Origin of the sequence: Rhodococcus sp. NPDC059179 (genome assembly GCF_042754885.1) — a bacterium.
In the GTDB taxonomy this organism is placed as follows: Bacteria; Actinomycetota; Actinomycetes; order Mycobacteriales; family Mycobacteriaceae; genus Rhodococcus_G.
In genome coordinates, this window is record NZ_JBHZBV010000021.1 from 1 (window position 1) to 18,681 (window position 18,681).

Below are 18,681 nucleotides of genomic sequence, written 5' to 3' on the forward strand. Positions count from 1 at the left end.
ACCCGGCCGCGTCCCACCCTCGACTACGACACCCCCGCCGATCGGCTCCGCGCCCTCATCGCAGGAGATGTTGCCCTGACTGCTTGACTTCACCCCTGGATAGCTGTCGACAGGTGCACTCTCGGCGGGGGCGGCGCCGACACCGAGGTCGTCGCGCGGACTCATCGACGCGAGCACCAGGTACACGAAGGCGGCCACCAGCGGCTGCAGGATGAGCACCATCGCGGTGCCAAGGCCAGGCGAGACCGGAACGATCTGCCCGGCGACCGCGTCGGGCACGTCGGGGAACCGCAGTCCCGCGACGCCGAGGCCGATCACCGCCGCGGCGGCGGCACCCGCGACGGATCCGATCAGCAGTCCGGCCAGCGCGACGGGTCCGCGCACCGAACGCCACGCCCAGGCCGCCGACGCGGTGAGCACGCCCGCCGTCAGTCCCGCACACAGGAACAGCGCGACCGCGTCGAACTGGTGCCCGCTCTCGGAGGTCAGCGATGCCGCTTGGCCGTCCGAGACCACGAGGAAGTGCTGTGCGGGCACCAGGAGCCCCCAGCCGACGCCCGCGAGCGCGCTGGCAGCGACCACGGCCACCACGATGCGGGCTGCGGCACGGATCTCCGACCGGTCGATCGCCACGGTCAGCGCTGGCCGAGGTAGCTGGAGTCGATGACCCCGTGCCGGGAGCACTTGGCCCACCAGCCGTCGGGGCTGATCTGCACGATCATCCGCCTGCCGCAGTCCTCACAGAATCGCGGCGGTTCCAGGCCGAGCTGTGCGGCCGCGGGGACCTGGTCCTCGAGACCGGGCACGATGCGCAGTCCGGTGTACGGGTTGTAGCGTTCCTGCGTCGACTGCTCTGACGAGATGGTCACGGGATCCAACCCTAGATGGTGTCGTTGAGGACCTTGATCGGCATCTGCAACTCGCCGAGCAGGTCGAGGTCCTGTTCCGCGGGGCGGCCCAGCGTGGTCAGGTAGTTCCCGACGATGACGGCGTTGATTCCGCCGAGGATGCCCTGCTTGGCGCCGAGGTCACCGAGGGTGATCTCGCGGCCGCCCGCGAACCGGAGGATGGTGCGCGGCAGCGCGAGCCGGAACGCGGCGACGGCGCGCAGCGCATCGCTGGCGGGCAACACCTCGAGGTCGCCGAACGGGGTGCCCGGGCGCGGGTTCAGGAAGTTCAGCGGGACCTCGTCGGGGTCGAGCTCGGCCAGGTTCGCGGCGAACTCGGCCCGCTGCTCGAGGGTCTCCCCCATGCCGAGGATGCCGCCGCAGCAGACCTCCATGCCGGCCTCGCGGACCATCTTCAGAGTGCCCCAGCGCTCCTCCCAGGTGTGCGTGGTGACCACGTTCGGGAAGTGCGACTTGGAGGTCTCGAGGTTGTGGTTGTAGCGGTGCACGCCCATCGCGGCGAGCTGGTCGACCTGCTCCTGGGTGAGCATGCCGAGCGAGCACGCGATCTGGATGTCGACCTCGTTGCGGATCGCCTCGATACCGGCCGCGACCTGCGCGAGCAGCTTCTCGTCCGGTCCGCGGACGGCGGCGACGATGCAGAACTCGGTGGCGCCGGACTTGGCGGTCTGCTTGGCGGCCTCGACCAGGCTCGGGATGTCGAGCCACGCGGCGCGCACCGGGGAGGCGAACAGGCCGGACTGCGAGCAGAAGTGGCAGTCCTCGGGGCAGCCGCCGGTCTTGAGGCTGATGATGCCCTCGACCTCGACCTCAGGGCCGCACCACTTCATCCGCACGTCGTGGGCGAGGCCGAGCAGCTCCTCGAGGTTCTCGTCGGGCAGCTGCAGGACGGCGAGCGTCTGCTCCTGCGTCAGGCCCTCGCCGCGCTCGAGGACCTGTTCCCTGGCGACGGCGAGAATGTCTGTGCGGGCGGGGGCCTGGGTCACTGCAACTCCTCGGGGGCTGGACGCGGCGTCTCGAACTTGAACACCGTGCAAGTTGAACGGCGTTCAGGTTAGGTTCGTGGTGGAATGGTGTCAAACGCCACACGACGATTCAGGGGATGACAACAGTGCAACTGCGACGCGGTGACGTCCTCGATGGGGCGATCGCCATCCTCGACGAGTACGGCCTCGGGGACCTCACCATGCGCAGGCTCGCCACCTCACTCGGCGTCCAGCCGGGCGCGCTGTACTGGCACTTCCCCAACAAGCAGACACTGCTGGCCGCGATCACCGACGAGATGCTCGGCCGGGTGTCGGCGCCGCTGGATTCCGACCGCTGGGACGAGCGCCTGCACGCTCTCGCGCACCGGATTCGCGACGCGCTGCTCGCACACCGAGACGGGGCCGAACTGGCGTCTGCGTCCTATGCCGCGAGACTGGCGACCAATGACGCACATGGCACACTTGTGCGCGCCTGCGCGGACGCCGGCCTGCCATCGGACAAGGCCGCCTTCGCCGCCGACACCCTGCTGTACTACATCCTCGGCCAGACCATGGACGAGCAGTCCCGCATGCAGATGGACAGCCACGGCGCTCTGGCCGAGGATGCGTCCCCCCTCTACGACAGCACCAGCGGGACGGCACGCTTCGAGTACGGGCTTGGCCTGTTCGTGGACGGCGTCCGCAGCAGGCTGAGCGAGCACGCCGGGCGCTGACACAGGGCAGGCCACTCGGCGTCGGCGCGGCGCGTCAGTGCGCGGAGGTCGCCTTCTTCCGCTTCGGGATCAGGTGCACGATCAGCACCACGATCGCGCCCATGACGAGCCCGACCAGTGCGGACACCACGGTCCCCGCCGTCCAGGACAGGAATCCGCCGACGCCGCCCTGCATCAGGCCGCCGAACCAGTGTTCGACGTCGTGCAGGCGATCGGCAGGCCAGTGGAATCCGGCCTCGCCGACGTTGACGAGCAGGATGTGGCCGCCGACCCACAGCATCGCGGCGATCCCGACGACGGTGAGCACCGCCATCACCTTCGGCATCGCGGCCACGAGCCCACGGCCGATCCGCTGACCGAACGACGACTTACGTTGCGCGAGCGCCAGGCCCACGTCGTCCATCTTCACGATCAGGGCGACCACGCCGTATACCAGCGCGGTGATGAGGAACGCGACGACGACGAGCACCATCAGCCGGGTCAGGAACGGTTCGTCCTCGACCGAGGACAGCGAGATCACCATGATCTCGGCGGACAGGATCAGGTCGGTGCGGATGGCGCCGCCGACCATAGTCTTCTCCTGCTCGGGCCCGCTCAACGTAACGGGCACCGCCTGGTCCCCGTGGTGGCCGCCGGAGACTGCCTCGTAGACCTTCTCGGCACCCTCGTAGCAGAGGAACAGACCGCCTGCGATCAGCAGGTACGGCAGTGCCTGCGGCAGGAACTGGCTCAGGAGCATCGCCACCGGCAGGATGATCAGCAGCTTGTTGCGGATCGACCCGATCGCGATCTTGCGGATCATCGGCAGTTCGCGATCGGGGGAGAACCCGTGCACATAGCGGGGCGTGACGGCGGTGTCGTCGACGACCACGCCCGCTGCCTTGATGCTGGCCTTACCGGCCGCCGCCCCGATGTCGTCGATGGACGCCGCGGCCACTTTCGCGATCGCTGCGACGTCGTCCAACAGGGCGACGAGACCACCGGCCACGGGGAACCTCCAGAATTCGGATGTGCAGAACAGGTCGAACGCGACGCGCACGCGGGTCGACACCGAACGGTACCGAATCCGTGGTGTCGATTCCGCATTCGCAGGCCCGCACCGCCGAAATCCGGTCCAGGACCGTGCCGTCGGTTCACAATTGTCTGTATGTTCGCGCGAATCGCAGCGACCGCCGTGCTGGCGACGGCCCTGATCGTCGCCACCATCCCCGCTGTCCCTGCCCTCGCAGCACCCGCGAGCGATCGACCCGGCACCGTCACCACCTCCTCCCCACTTCCGCCTGCCACCTGGATCCCGGGCGCGGCGACCGGCGTCGCGGTCACCTACCGGACCCTTGGCCCGCAGGACCGGCCGGCGACCAGCACCGGCGCGGTGTTCACGCCGCCTGGCACTCCCCCGCCGGGCGGCTGGCCGGTGATCTCGTGGGCGCATGGCGCCGTCGGCATCGCGGACGCCTGCGCGCCGACGGTGACCGGCCGGATCGGCGGGCCCTACCTGGGCCGCTGGCTGGCGCAGGGGTACGCGATCGTCGCGACGGACTACGTCGGCCTCGGCACGGAGGGAGTGCACCCGTACCTGGACGGCACGTCGGAGGCGCACGCCGTGATCGACATGGTCCGGGCCGCACGGGCGGCCCTGCCGAGCCTGTCGAACCGCTGGGTGACGCTCGGCCAGTCGCAGGGCGGGCAGGCCGCGATGGTGGCCGCGACGATCGCCACCGCCTACGCCCCGGAACTCGACCACCGCGGAACCGTCGCGCTTGGCGTGCCGTCGAACATCGAGAACCTCACACCGCTTGGCGGTCCGCTCTTTCCGCCGCTGCCACTGACCGGCACCACCGTGTTCATCTCGTACGTGCTGGCCGGACTGCGCGCGACACGGACGGATGTCGACGTCGACTCCTATCTCAGCGCACGGGGCCGAGAGGTCCTCGCGCAGGCCGAGCAGCTCTGCTACGAAGAGGCCGCCGCCGCGATCGGGACCACCTCGATCGGTGCGCTGTTCTCCCGGCAACTGGACGCGCCGATCCTGGGTGCGCTGCGGGAGATGCTCGCCGTCCCGCTGCGCGGCTACGACCGGCCGGTCTTCCTGGGGCAGGGCCTGTTCGACGCGATCGTGCCTGCGCCACTGACGTTCAAGCTGGCCTCCGACCTGGTCGCGAACGACCAGCGGTTCACTTTCCGGACGTACCCGAAGGGGCACCTCGAGACGATGCTCGCCTCCGAGGCCGAGGCGGGCGACTTCGTCCGGAATGCCTTCGCGTCGTGACCTCGCGGCCGCACCGCAGCCACCCTCACGCAGCGGGTGTCAGTCGCAACACCGGGATGTGCCGCCCGAACGCATCGGTCCGAATGCGGTAGTCGCGCCAACCGGCGTACAACCGGACGGCGAGGGAGAAGAGCCGCTCGTACTCGTCGGGATCGCTCACCTCGGACGCGATGAACCGCTCACCCCCGAGCCTGCATTGCGGATGGGCCAGCAGGTTGTGGTACCAACCCGGGTGGGCGCTGTCCCCGAAGTTGGAGGCGACAACCACCACTCCCGAGCTGTCATGGAAGTAGCAGATCTGCACCACACGAACCGAACCCGTTCTTGCCCCGATGGTTTCGAGTGGGGCGGACGGTATCGTCCAGGGACGGTTCAGCCACCCGCGGGTGAACCTGTGCAGCCACGGATCAACGCGGGAGGCGATGTGACGTGCATACCAGATCCCCGCGCGCGAACGAGCGAAGCGCTCCACGCGGTGGTAGCGCCGACCGTGCTCGGCGGCCGGGTCGACGGGACGCAACGGCACGGATCCAGGCTACGCCTCCACGTCCCCGAAATCCCAGGTCGAACGCTGAGGCGGGATGCTCAGGTCTTGCGACGGAACAGCTTGTTGCCCAGCCACACCACGGGGTCGTAGCGTCGGTCGGCGACGCGTTCCTTCATCGGGATCAGCGCGTTGTCGGTGATGTGGATGTTCTCCGGGCACACCTCGGTGCAGCACTTGGTGATGTTGCACAGGCCGAGTCCGTGCTCGGTCTGTGCGGCGTTGCGACGGTCGGCGACATCGAGCGGGTGCATCTCCAGCTCGGCGATCCGCATCAGGAACCGCGGCCCGGCGAAGGCCTGCTTGTTCTCCTCGTGGTCGCGCACCACGTGACAGGTGTTCTGACACAGGAAGCACTCGATGCACTTGCGGAACTCCTGCGACCGCTGCACGTCCACCTGCTGCATCCGGTACTCCCCCGGTGCCAGCCCGGGCGGCGGCGTGAAAGACGGGATCTCCCTCGCCTTCTGATAGTTGAACGATACGTCGGTGACCAGGTCACGGATCACCGGGAAGGTCCGCATCGGGGTGACGGTGATGACCTCGTCCTGGGTGAAGGTGGACATCCTGGTCATGCACAGCAGCCGGGGCCTGCCGTTCACCTCGGCCGAGCACGATCCGCACTTGCCCGCCTTGCAGTTCCAGCGCACCGCCAGATCCGGCACCTGGGTGGCCTGCAACCGGTGGATGATGTCGAGGACCACCTCGCCCTCGTTGACCGGCACCGAATAGTCCTGCAGGTCACCGCCGTCCGCGTCACCGCGCCACACCCTGAAACTCGCGTCGTAGCTCATGACAGGCCCTCCCTTCCGAATTTCAGGCCGAGCCGGGGTGATCGGCGAGCTCGGCGTCCGTGTAGTACTTGGACAGCTCGCCGAAGTCGAAGAGCGCCAACAGGTCCGCGCGCATTGCCTGCTGGGGTTCCGGCACGACCGTGACGTCGGGGACCACCGTGCCCGCCGCGGATTCGGCGCCACCGACCACGCTGCAGACCAGCAGGGTGCTGCGCCACTGAGCCTCCATCGCCGGGTGGTCGTCCCGGGTGTGCCCGCCGCGGCTCTCGGTCCGCATCAGCGCCGCCTTGGCGACACATTCGCTGACCAGCAGCATGTTCCGCAGGTCGACCGCCAGGTGCCAGCCCGGATTGAACTGCCGGTGCCCCTCCACGGTGACGCCGGGGATCCGACGCCTGATCTCCTCCAGCTTCGCCAGCGCCTGCCGGATCTCGCCGTCCGTCCGGATGATGCCGACGAGGTCGTTCATCGCCTGCTGCAGCTCGGTGTGCAGCGTGTACGGATTCTCCGCGACCTCGCCGCCCGCGGGCGGGTCGAACGGCGCGAGCGCCATCGCCGCGGCCGCGGTGACGTCGGCCTCGGCGACGGCCGGCCTGCGTTCGAGCGACTCGACGTAGGCCGCCGCCCCGAGCCCCGCGCGGCGGCCGAAAACCAACAGGTCCGACAGCGAGTTGCCGCCGAGCCGGTTCGACCCGTGCATCCCGCCCGAACACTCCCCCGCCGCGAACAGCCCGGGGAGGCTGGACGATCCGCTGTCGGGGTCCACCTCGATGCCGCCCATCACGTAGTGACAGGTCGGCCCGACCTCCATCGACTCCTTGGTGATGTCGACGTCGGCGAGCTCCTTGAACTGGTGGTGCATCGACGGCAACCGCCGCACGATCTCCTCGGCTGGCATCCGCGACGCGATGTCGAGGTAGACGCCCCCGTGTGGCGTCGACCGCCCGGCCTTGACCTCCGAGTTGATGGCCCTGGCCACCTCGTCGCGCGGCAGCAGGTCGGGGGTGCGGCGATTGTTGTCCGGATCGGTGAGCCAGCCGTCCGCCTCCTGCTCGGTCTCGGCGTACTGGCCTTTGAAGACCGGCGGGATGTAGGAGAACATGAACCGCTCCCCCTCGGAGTTCTTCAGCACCCCACCGTCGCCGCGCACCCCCTCGGTGACCAGGATCCCCTTCACGCTCGGCGGCCACACCATCCCCGTCGGGTGGAACTGGACGAACTCCATGTTGATCAGGTTCGCGCCCGCGCGCAGCGCGAGGGCGTGCCCGTCGCCGGTGTACTCCCACGAGTTCGAGGTGACCTTGAAGGACTTGCCGATCCCGCCGGTCGCCATCACGATCGCTGGCGCCTCGAACAGGATGAACCTGCCCGACTCGCGCCAGTACCCGAACGCCCCGGCGATGCGTCCGTCGTCCCTGCACAGCTCCGTGATCGTGCACTCCGCGAACACCTTGATCCGGGCCTCGTAGTCGCCGGTCTCGGCGAAGTCCTCCTGCTGCAGGGCGACGATCTTCTGCTGCATGGTGCGGATGATCTCGAGGCCGGTGCGGTCGCCGACGTGCGCCAACCGTGGATAGGTGTGGCCGCCGAAGTTGCGTTGACTGATCCGGCCGTCCTCGGTCCGATCGAACAGCGCGCCATAGGTTTCCAGTTCCCAGACCCGGTCGGGTGCCTCACGCGCGTGCAGCTCGGCCATCCGCCAGTTGTTCAGGAACTTGCCGCCACGCATCGTGTCCTGGAAATGCGCCTGCCAGGAGTCCTTGGAGTTGGCGTTGCCCATGGCCGCCGCGCAGCCGCCCTCCGCCATCACGGTGTGCGCCTTGCCGAACAGCGACTTGCAGACCACCGCGACCGAATGACCGCGTTCGCGGGCCTCGATCACCGCGCGCAAGCCAGCGCCTCCCGCGCCGATCACGACGACGTCGTAGGTGTGCCGTTCGACCTCGGTCACGGGCGGTCCCCCTTGTTTTCAGTTGAAGAAGCGCAAGTCGGAGATGGTGCCGCTGGCGACGAGCATGATGTAGAAGTCGGTGATGATCAGCGTCGCCAGCGTCGTCCAGGCGAGCTGCATGTGCCGGGTGTTGAGCTTGCTGACCAGAGTCCAGAGCCGGTACCGGACCGGGTGCGCCGAGAAATGCTTGAGCCTGCCGCCGGTGACGTGTCTGCACGAGTGACAGGACAGGGTGTACGCCCACAGCAGGATCACGTTCACCAGCAGCACGATGTTGCCGAGGCCGAAGCCGAACCCGCCGCTCTTGCCGTGAAACGCGGCGATCGCGTCGTAGGTGTTGATCAGCGAGACCACCAGCGCCGCATAGAAGAAATAGCGGTGCAGGTTCTGCAGGATCAGCGGTAGCCGTGTCTCACCGGTGTACCGCGCGTGCGGTTCGGCGACCGCGCACGCCGCAGGCGCGAACCAGACGGAGCGGTAGTAAGCCTTGCGGTAGTAGTAGCAGGTGAGCCGGAAGCCGAGCAGGAACGGCAGCACCAGGAACCCGAGCGGGATCCACATCGGGAGCTCGCCGATGGGCGTGCCGAAGTGACTGGCCCCCGGCACGCACGAATCGCTCAGGCACGGCGAGTAGAACGGCGTCAGGTAGTGGTACTCCTCCACCCAGTACGCGGTGCGGACCCAGGACCGAATCGACGCGTAGACAACGAAGACGGCCAGACCCAGCGACGTCAACAGTGGAGGCAGCCACCATCGGTCGGTCCGCAGGGTGCGCGCGGAGATCCGCGCGCGCGTCGGCCCGGTGACCCCGCCGGACAGCCTGGCAGGCGCGCTCACCGGCGCTCGTGTGGATGACCGCCTACGCCCTCGTCGTCGGCACCCAGCCAGAGCGCCTGGTCATATGGCGTATCCGGCACGACGACCCGTTCGTGCTGCCCGCCGTGCGTCATCCGGGGAGGCGACTCGTCGAGGTCACCCGCATCGATGCCAAGACGCTCCACATCGTTTGCGAGCCTGCGGACCGCGGCGGCGTCGCCGTAGACCGTGCGCAGCGAACCGACGCACTGCCGCAGGTGCCCGATCGTGCGCTGCAGCTCCATCATTTCGGTGGTGGACATTCGAACCTCCGAGACCCGGCGATGTGATCGCTATCACACTACGGTATATGCAGGGCCACGACCCCCGCATCCGACAGTGCATTTCGTCGGATCCGCGCGGGAAACGGACTGCCCGAACACGAGGGAAGAGGTCTTCGCATGGCGTCGCAGCCCGGTCGTCCGGTCGCCCCGCAGGCTCAGCCCCCAGGGCTCGACCTGCCCACAGGCTTTGATTTCACCGACCCCGATCTGTACGTCACGGGAGTGCCGCACGCGGAGTTCGCCGCGCTGCGCAAGCACTGTCCGGTGTGGTGGAATCCGCAGCCGCCAGGAGTGGGCGGCTTCCGCGACGAGGGGTACTGGGTGATCACCCGGCACGCCGACATTCGGGAGGTTTCCCGCGACAGCGCACTGTTCTCCAGCTGGCTGGGCGGCGCCCTGGTGCGTCTGAAAGACGACATCGACCAGGAGACGTTCGAGATGCAGCGGCTGATCATGCTGAACAAGGACGCACCCGAACACACCACGCTGCGCAAGCTGGTCGCCCGCGGCTTCACCCCGCGCGCCATCGCGAACCTCCGGCAGAAGCTCGCCGACCGCGCCGAGCAGATCGTCGCGGCGGCCGCGGAGTCCGGCAGCGGCGACTTCGTCACCCAGATCGCCTCCGAGCTGCCGCTGCAGGCGATCGCCGAACTCATCGGCGTGCCCCCGCAGGACCGGCGACAGCTGTTCGACTGGTCGAACGAGATGACGGGCTCCGACGACCCCGAGTACGACGTTGACCCGCTGGTGGCCACCTCGGAGGTGCTCGCGTACGCCTACCGCATGGCCGATGAGCGGCGCAGCTGCCCGGCCGACGACATCGTGACGACCCTGATCCAGGCGGACATCGACGGCGACGAGCTGAGCCCCGAGGAGTTCGGCTTCTTCGTGATCCTGCTGGCGGTCGCGGGAAACGAGACCACCCGCAACGCCATCACCCACGGGATGATCGCGTTCCTCGAGAACCCGGATCAATGGGAGTTGTTCAAGCGCGAGCGACCGGCCACGACCGCGGACGAGATCGTCCGATGGGCGACCCCGGTGACCGCGTTCCAGCGGACCGCGACGGCCGACACCGTGCTCGGCGGCCAGCAGATCCGCAAGGGCGACCGGGTCGCGATGTTCTACGCATCCGCGAACTTCGACGAGGACGTGTTCGACGATCCGACGAGATTCGACATCACCCGGGATCCCAACCCGCACCTGGGCTTCGGCGGATCGGGTGCGCACTACTGTCTCGGCGCCAGCCTCGCCCTGCTCGAGATCGACCTGATCTTCAACGCCTTGGCCGACCGGATCCCGGACATCACCAGGCTCGGCGATCCGCAGCGACTGCGGTCCGGCTGGCTCAACGGGATAAAGCGGTTCGACGTCGGCTACGGCGGCGGCTGCCCGGTGACGCACTGATCTGGCGCTCATGGGTGCCGGTTCGTAGGCCAGTGCTAACTTCACGGCATGGGGAGTAGGGCGAGGGGGCTCGCGGATTGGCAAGACGCTCGCGTGGAGCAGGGCAACCAGTGGTGGACCTATGCGGTCGGCTGCGCACAAGAGCTACGGGCTGGTGCAGCACCGCCGACGATGACCGTCCACGGTCTCGTAATGGGACACGGCGAACACCCCATCGTTCAAGGCGACGTCCAGTATTCGCGACTGTGGGCCGGCGACGGCACCTACAACAGGACCTCGACGTTCGCGCTGGGCCACCCTGCGTTCGTCCTCAGCACCCTCGCAGTCGGCGCGATGGTAAATGGAACCCGCAAGCGCGCGGCTCAACGCGACGCCACCACGACATGGCGGGAAATGCAGCGGAGCTCGTTCCTCGTCACGAGCCACGGAATCCTCTGCCACACCACGCCTAAAGGCTGGCTTCGGTTCGACTTCAACATGGTCACCGAGTTCCACCCAGACCTTCCCAACTGGTCCGTGACGCTCGCGTTCCAGAACTCCGCGCCACTCCGCTTGTCGGGCCCCGCCGCCCCAGCGCTGGCGCTATGGTGCGGACACGGGATCCTCGGAAACCAGTGGGCAGCCGACCCTCGGTTGGCACCCCTGTTCTCTTGAAGGTCACCGCGAAGGACCCGACGAAGTGGTTCGACGTCGACTACAGCGGCGGCTACCCGGTCTCCGGCGGTCCCTCGAGGCACCGGTAGCGCAGCAGCACCACCCCTCCTGGAAACGACCTCGGCGGCTCGACCTGCTCGAACCGGGTGGCCGTTGTGCCTTCAGGAAAAAGCTTCTTACCCTGCCCGAGCACAACCGGGCACATCCACAGGTTCACTCGGTCGACCAGGGCCTCGCGGAACAGGGTCTGCAGCAGGTTCGCGCTGCCCCACGTGTGGATCTGCTGATGCCGCGCGCGCAGGTCACGGACCTCGGCGGGCACGTCGGCGATCTGGGTGCTGGCATCCCAGGACAGTTCTGGCGTGCCGCGGGACGCGACGTACTTGGGGACCCGGTTGAAGGACCGCCCGATCCCGATCTCGCTGGGAGCGCTCGGCCAGTAGCTGCGGAAGATGTCGTACGTCGTGCGACCCAGCAGCAGCGCGTCGCAGGCCTGCGCGTCCGCATCCAGCTGTTCGCCGGACCCTGAACCCCAGAACGGACGCTCCCAGCCGGCGTACTCGAAATCCCCGTCCTGCTCGGTGGGGCCGCCGTTGGCCGGGATGACGCCGTCGAGCGTGACGATCATGTTGACGTGCAGCTCGCCCATCGCGCCGTCTCCTCATGATGCTCGTCATGCCCTCGAACCATCACCACGGTCAGGATAGGTCGAGACCGGAAGCGCTCAGATGAGATCGGCCAACGTGGTGTCGAACCACCCAGGTGCCGCGATTGCGAACGCCTCGCGGTCGAGCGCGGCCGACCCGGCCGGAACGGATCCGAGCAGCGGCACCCCGGTGACCTCGGCGAGCTCCTCGAGGTTGCACCGCGCAGCGAGGTCGGGCTCCGATGGCCACGAACCGATGACCAGCCCCACGCACGGCACCCCGGCGGATTCCAGCGAGCGCACCGTCAGCGCGCTGTGGTTCAGGGTGCCGAGCCCCGCGGCGGCGATCACCAGCACCGGGGCCCCGAGCTCGCGCGCCACATCGACGAGGGTGAAGCCGTTCGCCCCGAGCCGGACCAGTAGGCCGCCTGCCCCCTCGACCAGGGTCAGGTCGTGGGTGGCGTCGAGGGCCAGGGCAGCGGCCACCACGTCCGCACATTCCAGCTGGGCCATCCCGGCCCGGCGTGCTGCGGTGTCGGGGGCGAGCGGCTCCGGGTAGCGGGCCAGCTCCAGCACATCGACCACACCCGAAAGTCGTTGCACCTCGGCCAGATCCCCCGGTTCGTCGGCTCCGACGCCGGTCTGCGCGGGCTTGCACACGGCGACCGTGCGGCCGGCCGACAACGCCGTCGACGCGAGCGCCGCGGTGACCACTGTCTTGCCGACATCCGTCGAGGTCCCGCTGATGAGCAGCATGCTCACGCCGGTGCCCCCGCGAGGACATCGGTCAGCACGTCCTCGATGACTGCGAGCTCGTCGGGCGTGATCGTCGCGCGCGCGGTCAGCCGCAGCCGCGAGGTGCCCTCCGGCACCGACGGCGGACGGAAGCAGCCGACCTGCAGGCCCCGTTCGCGGCAGGCCCGCGCGGCGTCGAACGCGCGCTGCGCGTCGCCGAGCACCACCGACACCACCGCCGACTCGGGTGTGGCGACGGCGGTGATGCGGGCCAGGTCGCGCGCCCGGTCGAGCACCGCGGTCGCCCGCTCGGGCTCGCGGCGCAGCACCCCGAGCGCGGCCCTGGCCGCGCCGACCGCGGCGGGCGCGAGGCCGGTGTCGAAGATGAAAGTTCTTGCGGCGTCGATGAGATGGGCCCGCACCTTCTCGGCGCCGAGCACCACCCCGCCCTGGCTGGCGAGCGACTTCGACAGCGTCGCGGTCACCACCAGGTCCGGCTCGCCCGCCAGGCCGAGTTCGTGGACCAGGCCGCGGCCGCCGTCCCCGCGCACCCCGATGGCGTGCGCCTCGTCCACGATCAGCACCGCGCCGTGCTCGCGGCAGAGCCGGTGCATCTCGCGCAGCGGGGCCAGGTCGCCGTCGGCACTGAACACCGAGTCGGTGAGCACCAGCGCGCGCTCCTCGGTCCGGGTCGCGAGGGCGTCGCGGAGCCGGTCCAGGTCGCCGTGCGGGGCCACCTCGACCCGGGCTCGCGAGAGCCGGCACGCGTCGACCAGGGAGGCGTGACTGCCCGCGTCGGAGATGACCACCGAGCCCTTGCCCGACAGCGCGGTGACGACGCCGAGGTTGGCCGTGTAGCCGGAGGAGAACACCAGGCCGGACTCGGCGCCGACGAACTCGGCCAGTTCCCGCTCGAGCAGTTCGTGTTCGGTGGTGGTCCCGGTGACCAGACGCGATCCGGTCGCGCCCGCGCCCCAGCGGCGCAGCGCCGCGGTCGCGCCGTCGATCACCTCGGGGTGCCGGACCAGGCCGAGGTAGTCGTTGGAGGCCAGGTCGATCGTCGCCGGGGCAGGCGTGCGCGGCCGTAGCTCACGGCGCAGGCCTGCGGCGCGCCGCTGCTCGGCGACGTCATCCAGCCAGCTCAGTACGTCATCGTGTCCCACGACTCCGCACCATACGCCACTACTTGAACGGCGTTCAAGTAGTGGCGCTGGCCGAGGGACGCACCAGCCGACCACCGGCCCTCCCCACCACGAAACCCGCGCTCGCGGCGCCGACCATCGACAGCAGCGGAAACGTCAGCCACGGATTGCCGATCGGCACCCGAAAGGGCGGCTCGACCAGGGTCCCGGGGTGAAGTTCCGAATCGGCGGTTCCCTGGACCATCACACACACGACGTTCGGACGACGGCAGTGCTCTTCACTCGCCCCTGGGGCCGACAACCGATCGTCGAGTTCCTGGAATTCGCGGGCGACCGCGTAGGTGTCGGGCGGCGGCCACACGGACCACGCGGCAGCGAAGGCGCCTCCCGATACAACCGCCAACGCGACCAGAAGCACCGCCAGCGGCACAAGCGACGACCCCGGAGCGCGCCGCAGCCGCCACCGCTTCCCGATTACGAGCGCTCCGATCACCAACCCGAGACCTGCGCCGACGGCGGGCAGGACCAGCAGACTCGGCCACCAACCCGGGCGCGACGGGGCATAGCTCGCAGAGACCGGGCCCAGCGACGCTTGAACGCCCGACGGCGCCGCGACGTGCCACGCCGTCGCCGCGACGAGTCCGGCCACCACTCCCACCGCCGCCAACAGCACCGTCACAGCCGTGTCGAGCCTTCGGCCTTCGGTCACCTCGACCGCTGACTGCGCGCGGCCGCCACCATCCCCGCCGCAATCGCCGCGACCTCCTCGCCGGTGCAGATGTACGGCGGCATCGCGTAGATCAGCTTCCCGAAGGGCCGCAGCCACACCCCCGCCGCCACCGCCGCGTCCGTCGCGATCCGCATGTCGACCGGCGCCTTCATCTCGATCACCCCGATCCCGCCGAGCACCCGCACGTCCGCCACCCCGGGCAACTCCCGCGCGGGGGCCAGCCCGGCCGTCAACCCGGCGCCCAGCGCGGCCACCTCGCCGCGCCAGTCCCGCGAGATCAGCAGCTCCACCGCGGCCACGGCCACCGCGCAGGCGAGCGGGTTCGCCATGAACGTCGGGCCGTGCATCAGGCCACCCGCCTCCCCCGCGCTGATCGCCGCCGCGACCGCCGTGGTGCACAGCGCGGCGGCGAGCGTCATGTATCCGCCGGTCAACGCCTTGCCGACGCACATGATGTCGGGAGCGACACCGGCATGATCGGCCGCGAACAGCTCCCCGGTCCGGCCGAAGCCGGTGGCGATCTCGTCGAACACCAGCAGCAGCTCGTGCTCGTCGGCGAGGCGGCGCAGCTCGGTCAGGTACCGCGGATCGTGGAAGCGCATGCCGCCCGCACCCTGCACGACGGGCTCGACGATGATCGCGGCCAGCTCGTCCCGATGCTCGATCAGGATCCGCTCGAACTCCGCGACGTACGCCGGGTCGAACTCGCTCGGCGGGACCGGCGCGAACACCTGCCTGGCCAGCACGTCCGTCCACAGCGAGTGCATGCCGCCGTCCGGGTCGCAGACGCTCATCGGGGCGAAGGTGTCGCCGTGGTAGCCACCGCGCCAGGTCAGCAGGTGCTTCTTGTCCGGCCTGCCGAGGCTGCGCCAGTACTGGATGCACATCTTCACGGCGACCTCCACCGACACCGAACCCGAGTCGGCGAGGAACACCTTGTCCAGCCCGGCGGGGGTGATCTCGACCAGCAACTCGGCCAGCCGGGCGGCCGGCTCGTGGGTGAGCCCGCCGAACATGACGTGACTCATCCGCCCGAGCTGCGCGGTCGCGGCGGCGTCGAGCACGGGATGGCAGTACCCGTGCACGGCCGCCCACCAGGAGCTCATCCCGTCGATCAGCTCCCGGCCGTCGGCGAGGGTCAGCCGGATCCCGCTGGCACTGTCGACCACCAGAGCACTGGTGGACGCCGGAAACGCGCCATACGGATGCCAGAGGTGCTCGGCATCGATCCGGGAGATCTGATCTTCGGTCAGCTTCGAAGGGGACACAACACGCGACCCTAGCGAGCGCCTTCCGACTAGCCGTGCCGGACCGGGCACCCGCCCCGGTAGTCGACCTGCAGTTCCTTGATCCCGTTGATCCACCCGGACCGCAGCCGCCGCGGGCCTGCGAGCCTGGTCAGGTCCGGCATGTGGTCCGCGATCGCATCGAACATGAGCCCCACCTCCATCCGCGCGAGGTTCGCCCCGATGCAGTAGTGGGCGCCGGTGCCGCCGAAGCTCAGGTGCGGATTCTCGGTCCGGGTGATGTCGAAGTCCATCGGATTGCCATAGACCTCCTCGTCGAAGTTCGCCGAGGCATAGAACATCACCACCCGGTCCCCCGCGGCGATCTCCTGACCGCCGAGCACGGTGTCGCTGACCGCCGTTCGCTGGAAGCCGACCACCGGCGTCGCCCAGCGGATGATCTCGTCGACCGCGGTCTCGGGTCGCTCCCGTTTGTACAACTCCCACTGATCCGGATGGTCGAGGAAGGCCATGATCCCGTGCGTGATCGCGTTGCGCGTCGTCTCGTTGCCCGCGACGGCGAGGATGAGCACGAAGAAGCCGAACTCCTCGGAGGTGAGTGACTCACCGTCCACATTCGCCTCGATGAGGGTGGTCAGCAGGTCATCGGCCGGACACTGCTTGCGCTGCTCCGCCATCGCGTACGAGTACCCCAACAGCTCCGCCGAGGCGGCGACCGACGCCTCCGCGAACTCCGGATCGTCGTACCCCATCATCTGATTCGACCAGTCGAAGATCTTGCCCCGATCCGCCTGCGGGATCCCGATCAGCTCGGCGATCGCCTGCAGCGGCAGTTCTGCGGCCACCTGCGTGACGAAGTCGCCAGTGCCGCCTGCCGCCGCCTCCTTCACGATCGACTCGGCGCGCGCCTTCAATGCCGGTCGCAGGTCGGCGATCGACCGCGGCGTGAACGCCCGCGAGATCAACTTCCTGAGCTTGGTGTGCTCGGGCGCATCCTTGTTGAGCAGCAGGTGCCGCATCATGTCGATCGTCTCGCGCGGGGTGTCATCGGCGAACCTGGGGATCGCCGAGTTCTGCCAGGTGGAGAAGACGTCGCCGTTGCGCGAGACCTCCTTGACGTCAGCGTGTTTGGTGACCGCCCAGTATCCTCCGTCGCCGAAGCCGCCCTTGTCCGGAGACTGGGGGTTCCACCAGATCGGGGCGGTCCGGCGCAGGTCTGCGAACTCCTCGGCGGGCAATCGGTCCGCGTACACGGCAGGATCGGTGAGGTCGAAACCGTCCGGGATGTTCGGTGTGCGCACTGCAGTCTCCTCGCCCTCGGGTGAATGTCCCCACGAGCGTCACACATCGAAAAGACCTTGTGCTTGGCAGATTTCGCCAACCCGATCGTCGCGAGTTGTACGACTCGCACACCCCGATCTCACCGTCCGAACGTGTCGAAGCACTCCAACGCCAGTTCCAGCGGCAGGCGATTCGTCGCCAGGTCCCGGCCCAGGACCGCCTCAACGCGCTGGATCCGGTACCGGACGGTGTTCTTGTGCACGCCTAACCGTCGGGCCGCCGCCTCGTGATTTCCCCAGCAGGACAGGACCGCGCGGACGGTGTCCCGCAGGCGTTCCGAGGCGGCGTCGCCGCCGAGCATTCCGCGCAGCTCGCGTTCGATCAGCGCCGAGCGCGCGGCGGGATCGGGCGACACCAGGGACACGACCTCGACATCGCGATAGCGGGTCAGGGTCCGCCGTTGCCGGCCGTTCTCGGCGATCGATCGGGCGGCCTGCGCCTCGCGGTGACTGCGCCGGAATCCGTCGATCCCGGCGCCGACGTCGCCGACCGCGATACGGATCCCGGCCGGGACGAGCGCGGCGTGCTGCGGATCGGTGCCCAGTCGGTCCCCGTCGACCATCCAGGCCCACAGCCCCCGTGCCCCGGACGGTACGCAGAGCAGGTCGGTGGCAGCGACGGCCCTGGCCATCCGCGCGGCGACCGCCTCGAGGTCCGCGACCGGGTCGACCCCCGGCGCGGTGTCCTCCGCCCACACGGCGACGGCGGTGTGCGACCGGTGCAGCGGGTACGCCATCCGGGCGGACGCCTGCGCGACGTCCACCGGGCCGCCGTCCAGGATCTCCCGAACGGTGCCGACGCGCTGCGAGAACGCGCCCCGCAGCAGGCTCTCGCGTTCCCGGGTGTACGTCGCGCTGAGCTCCTCGAGCAGGGTGTTCATCAGTTCACTCGTCTGCTCCCACATCATCGTCATCAACGCCATCGTGAAGTCGTTCGGGAGATCCTGCTGCGCCACGAACTCGGTGGCGAACCCGAGCACGGCGCGGTGGCAGGCGTGGTCGAACTGGGACAGCACGCGCAGGTCGAGGCCGCGGCGGGCAATGGTCCGGGCGAGCGCGTGCGCCTCACCGGAGACCGTCACCGCGACGCGGGCGCCGTCGACCGGGATCTCGGCGCCGAGGAAGACTCGAAACTGGCTCCGGATGGCTGCCTTGAGGTCCCGCTGAAGCTCCGCATCCGCCGCCAGCTCGGGTACGTCCGAACAGATCGACGAGTCGAGCCGGTCGATGAACCCCTCGAAGTCCTCGCGGGTGAACGTCGAGCTCACGTACTCGCGCATCCACCGACCTGCCGACAGCGGACTATTCGTCGAACTCATTGGGCCATTGTGTGCAGATCGCACAATCCCTGGATGTCGTATGGCATGAATACCCAAAAGGCCGCGGAAGACTTGTGCGATCCGCACATATCGCGCGCTCGCGATCTCCCACTCCTGGCGGCCGAGGTCGACAGGAGGGCTCGCCCGGCGCGGGCTA

The 18,681-nt window shown here is 69.0% G+C and carries 20 protein-coding genes; 4 read left to right on the forward strand and 16 right to left on the reverse strand.

Annotated elements, in window-relative coordinates; genetic code table 11:
* From ACFXMV_RS22870 to bioB, 3 genes are all read right to left on the reverse strand, one after another.
* The coding region (locus ACFXMV_RS22870; RefSeq protein WP_378613222.1) for a DUF2567 domain-containing protein at nt 1–582 on the reverse strand (582 nt) is incomplete at its 3' end.
* 53 nt (nt 583–635) lie between these two features.
* A complete protein-coding gene (locus ACFXMV_RS22875; protein ID WP_378501994.1) occupies nt 636–869 on the reverse strand; it encodes a hypothetical protein in 234 nt (77 codons plus the stop codon).
* A gap of 11 nt (nt 870–880) precedes the next feature.
* Nucleotides 881–1,894: a biotin synthase BioB gene (gene bioB / locus ACFXMV_RS22880; protein WP_378501995.1), complete on the reverse strand. Its 1,014-nt coding sequence runs from the start codon at nt 1,892–1,894 to the stop codon at nt 881–883.
* Between the two features lie 125 nt (nt 1,895–2,019).
* Between bioB and ACFXMV_RS22885 the strand changes: the two genes are divergently transcribed.
* Entirely contained in the window at nt 2,020–2,607 is a 588-nt protein-coding gene (locus ACFXMV_RS22885) for a TetR/AcrR family transcriptional regulator C-terminal domain-containing protein (protein WP_378501997.1), read from the forward strand.
* A 34-nt stretch (nt 2,608–2,641) separates the two neighbouring features.
* Here the strand turns inward: ACFXMV_RS22885 and ACFXMV_RS22890 are convergent, their stop codons facing one another.
* Nucleotides 2,642–3,595: a DUF808 domain-containing protein gene (locus ACFXMV_RS22890; protein WP_378502965.1), complete on the reverse strand. Its 954-nt coding sequence runs from the start codon at nt 3,593–3,595 to the stop codon at nt 2,642–2,644.
* A 159-nt stretch (nt 3,596–3,754) separates the two neighbouring features.
* Here ACFXMV_RS22890 and ACFXMV_RS22895 point away from each other — a divergent pair, with 159 nt between their 5' ends.
* A complete protein-coding gene (locus ACFXMV_RS22895) occupies nt 3,755–4,876 on the forward strand; it encodes a lipase family protein (protein ID WP_378498559.1) in 1,122 nt (373 codons plus the stop codon).
* A 25-nt stretch (nt 4,877–4,901) separates the two neighbouring features.
* Here the strand turns inward: ACFXMV_RS22895 and ACFXMV_RS22900 are convergent, their stop codons facing one another.
* The 5 genes from ACFXMV_RS22900 to ACFXMV_RS22920 are packed head-to-tail and all read right to left on the reverse strand — an operon-like array spanning nt 4,902 to nt 9,283.
* Nucleotides 4,902–5,402, reverse strand: coding sequence for a nitroreductase family deazaflavin-dependent oxidoreductase (locus ACFXMV_RS22900; RefSeq protein WP_378498560.1), 501 nt, complete (start codon nt 5,400–5,402; stop codon nt 4,902–4,904).
* A gap of 59 nt (nt 5,403–5,461) precedes the next feature.
* Nucleotides 5,462–6,214 carry a succinate dehydrogenase/fumarate reductase iron-sulfur subunit gene (locus ACFXMV_RS22905; RefSeq protein ID WP_378498561.1) on the reverse strand — a complete coding sequence of 251 codons (753 nt, stop codon included), beginning with the start codon at nt 6,212–6,214 and terminating at the stop codon, nt 5,462–5,464.
* Between the two features lie 22 nt (nt 6,215–6,236).
* Nucleotides 6,237–8,165, reverse strand: a complete 1,929-nt coding sequence (locus ACFXMV_RS22910; RefSeq protein ID WP_378498562.1) for a fumarate reductase/succinate dehydrogenase flavoprotein subunit — start codon at nt 8,163–8,165, stop codon at nt 6,237–6,239.
* 18 nt (nt 8,166–8,183) lie between these two features.
* Nucleotides 8,184–9,002 (reverse strand): hypothetical protein, encoded by an 819-nt coding sequence (locus ACFXMV_RS22915; RefSeq protein WP_378498563.1) that lies wholly within the window; start codon nt 9,000–9,002, stop codon nt 8,184–8,186.
* Complete coding sequence (locus ACFXMV_RS22920) at nt 8,999–9,283, reverse strand: hypothetical protein (RefSeq protein ID WP_378498564.1); 285 nt, start codon at nt 9,281–9,283, stop codon at nt 8,999–9,001. The genes ACFXMV_RS22915 and ACFXMV_RS22920 overlap by 4 nt, the downstream gene beginning before the upstream one ends.
* Before the next feature lie 138 nt (nt 9,284–9,421).
* Here ACFXMV_RS22920 and ACFXMV_RS22925 point away from each other — a divergent pair, with 138 nt between their 5' ends.
* Nucleotides 9,422–10,711, forward strand: a complete 1,290-nt coding sequence (locus ACFXMV_RS22925) for a cytochrome P450 (RefSeq protein ID WP_378498565.1) — start codon at nt 9,422–9,424, stop codon at nt 10,709–10,711.
* Between the two features lie 93 nt (nt 10,712–10,804).
* Nucleotides 10,805–11,365, forward strand: coding sequence for a hypothetical protein (locus tag ACFXMV_RS22930; RefSeq protein WP_378498566.1), 561 nt, complete (start codon nt 10,805–10,807; stop codon nt 11,363–11,365).
* A gap of 52 nt (nt 11,366–11,417) precedes the next feature.
* On the opposite strand, the gene ACFXMV_RS22935 is transcribed toward ACFXMV_RS22930, so the two are convergent.
* The 7 genes from ACFXMV_RS22935 to ACFXMV_RS22965 all read right to left on the reverse strand — a co-directional run bounded on the left by ACFXMV_RS22935 (nt 11,418) and on the right by ACFXMV_RS22965 (nt 18,524).
* Nucleotides 11,418–12,014, reverse strand: coding sequence for a dihydrofolate reductase family protein (locus ACFXMV_RS22935; protein WP_378498567.1), 597 nt, complete (start codon nt 12,012–12,014; stop codon nt 11,418–11,420).
* A 75-nt stretch (nt 12,015–12,089) separates the two neighbouring features.
* The gene (gene bioD, locus ACFXMV_RS22940) at nt 12,090–12,773 is read right to left on the reverse strand and encodes a dethiobiotin synthase (RefSeq protein ID WP_378498568.1); all 684 of its coding nucleotides are present in this window, start codon (nt 12,771–12,773) and stop codon (nt 12,090–12,092) included.
* Nucleotides 12,770–13,909: an 8-amino-7-oxononanoate synthase gene (locus tag ACFXMV_RS22945; protein WP_378498569.1), complete on the reverse strand. Its 1,140-nt coding sequence runs from the start codon at nt 13,907–13,909 to the stop codon at nt 12,770–12,772. Before ACFXMV_RS22945 ends, bioD begins: the two co-directional genes overlap by 4 nt.
* Before the next feature lie 34 nt (nt 13,910–13,943).
* Nucleotides 13,944–14,567 (reverse strand): hypothetical protein, encoded by a 624-nt coding sequence (locus tag ACFXMV_RS22950; protein ID WP_378498570.1) that lies wholly within the window; start codon nt 14,565–14,567, stop codon nt 13,944–13,946.
* Nucleotides 14,568–14,593: 26 nt separating this feature from the next.
* Entirely contained in the window at nt 14,594–15,886 is a 1,293-nt protein-coding gene (locus ACFXMV_RS22955) for an adenosylmethionine--8-amino-7-oxononanoate transaminase (RefSeq protein WP_378498571.1), read from the reverse strand.
* A 29-nt stretch (nt 15,887–15,915) separates the two neighbouring features.
* Complete coding sequence (locus ACFXMV_RS22960) at nt 15,916–17,166, reverse strand: cytochrome P450 (protein ID WP_378498572.1); 1,251 nt, start codon at nt 17,164–17,166, stop codon at nt 15,916–15,918.
* 119 nt (nt 17,167–17,285) lie between these two features.
* Nucleotides 17,286–18,524, reverse strand: a complete 1,239-nt coding sequence (locus ACFXMV_RS22965) for a PucR family transcriptional regulator (RefSeq protein WP_378498573.1) — start codon at nt 18,522–18,524, stop codon at nt 17,286–17,288.
* Nucleotides 18,525–18,681: the final 157 nt, after the last annotated feature.

What these genes read in the sequence shown, in the direction of transcription:
- ACFXMV_RS22895 (WP_378498559.1), top strand. Translation starts at nt 3,755, where the DNA reads ATGTTCGCGCGAATCGCAGCGACCGCCGTGCTGGCGACGGCCCTGATC.
- ACFXMV_RS22905 (WP_378498561.1), bottom strand. Translation starts at nt 6,214, where the DNA reads ATGAGCTACGACGCGAGTTTCAGGGTGTGGCGCGGTGACGCGGACGGC.
- ACFXMV_RS22920 (WP_378498564.1), bottom strand. Translation starts at nt 9,283, where the DNA reads ATGTCCACCACCGAAATGATGGAGCTGCAGCGCACGATCGGGCACCTG.
- ACFXMV_RS22925 (WP_378498565.1), top strand. Translation starts at nt 9,422, where the DNA reads ATGGCGTCGCAGCCCGGTCGTCCGGTCGCCCCGCAGGCTCAGCCCCCA.
- ACFXMV_RS22935 (WP_378498567.1), bottom strand. Translation starts at nt 12,014, where the DNA reads ATGGGCGAGCTGCACGTCAACATGATCGTCACGCTCGACGGCGTCATC.
- ACFXMV_RS22965 (WP_378498573.1), bottom strand. Translation starts at nt 18,524, where the DNA reads ATGAGTTCGACGAATAGTCCGCTGTCGGCAGGTCGGTGGATGCGCGAG.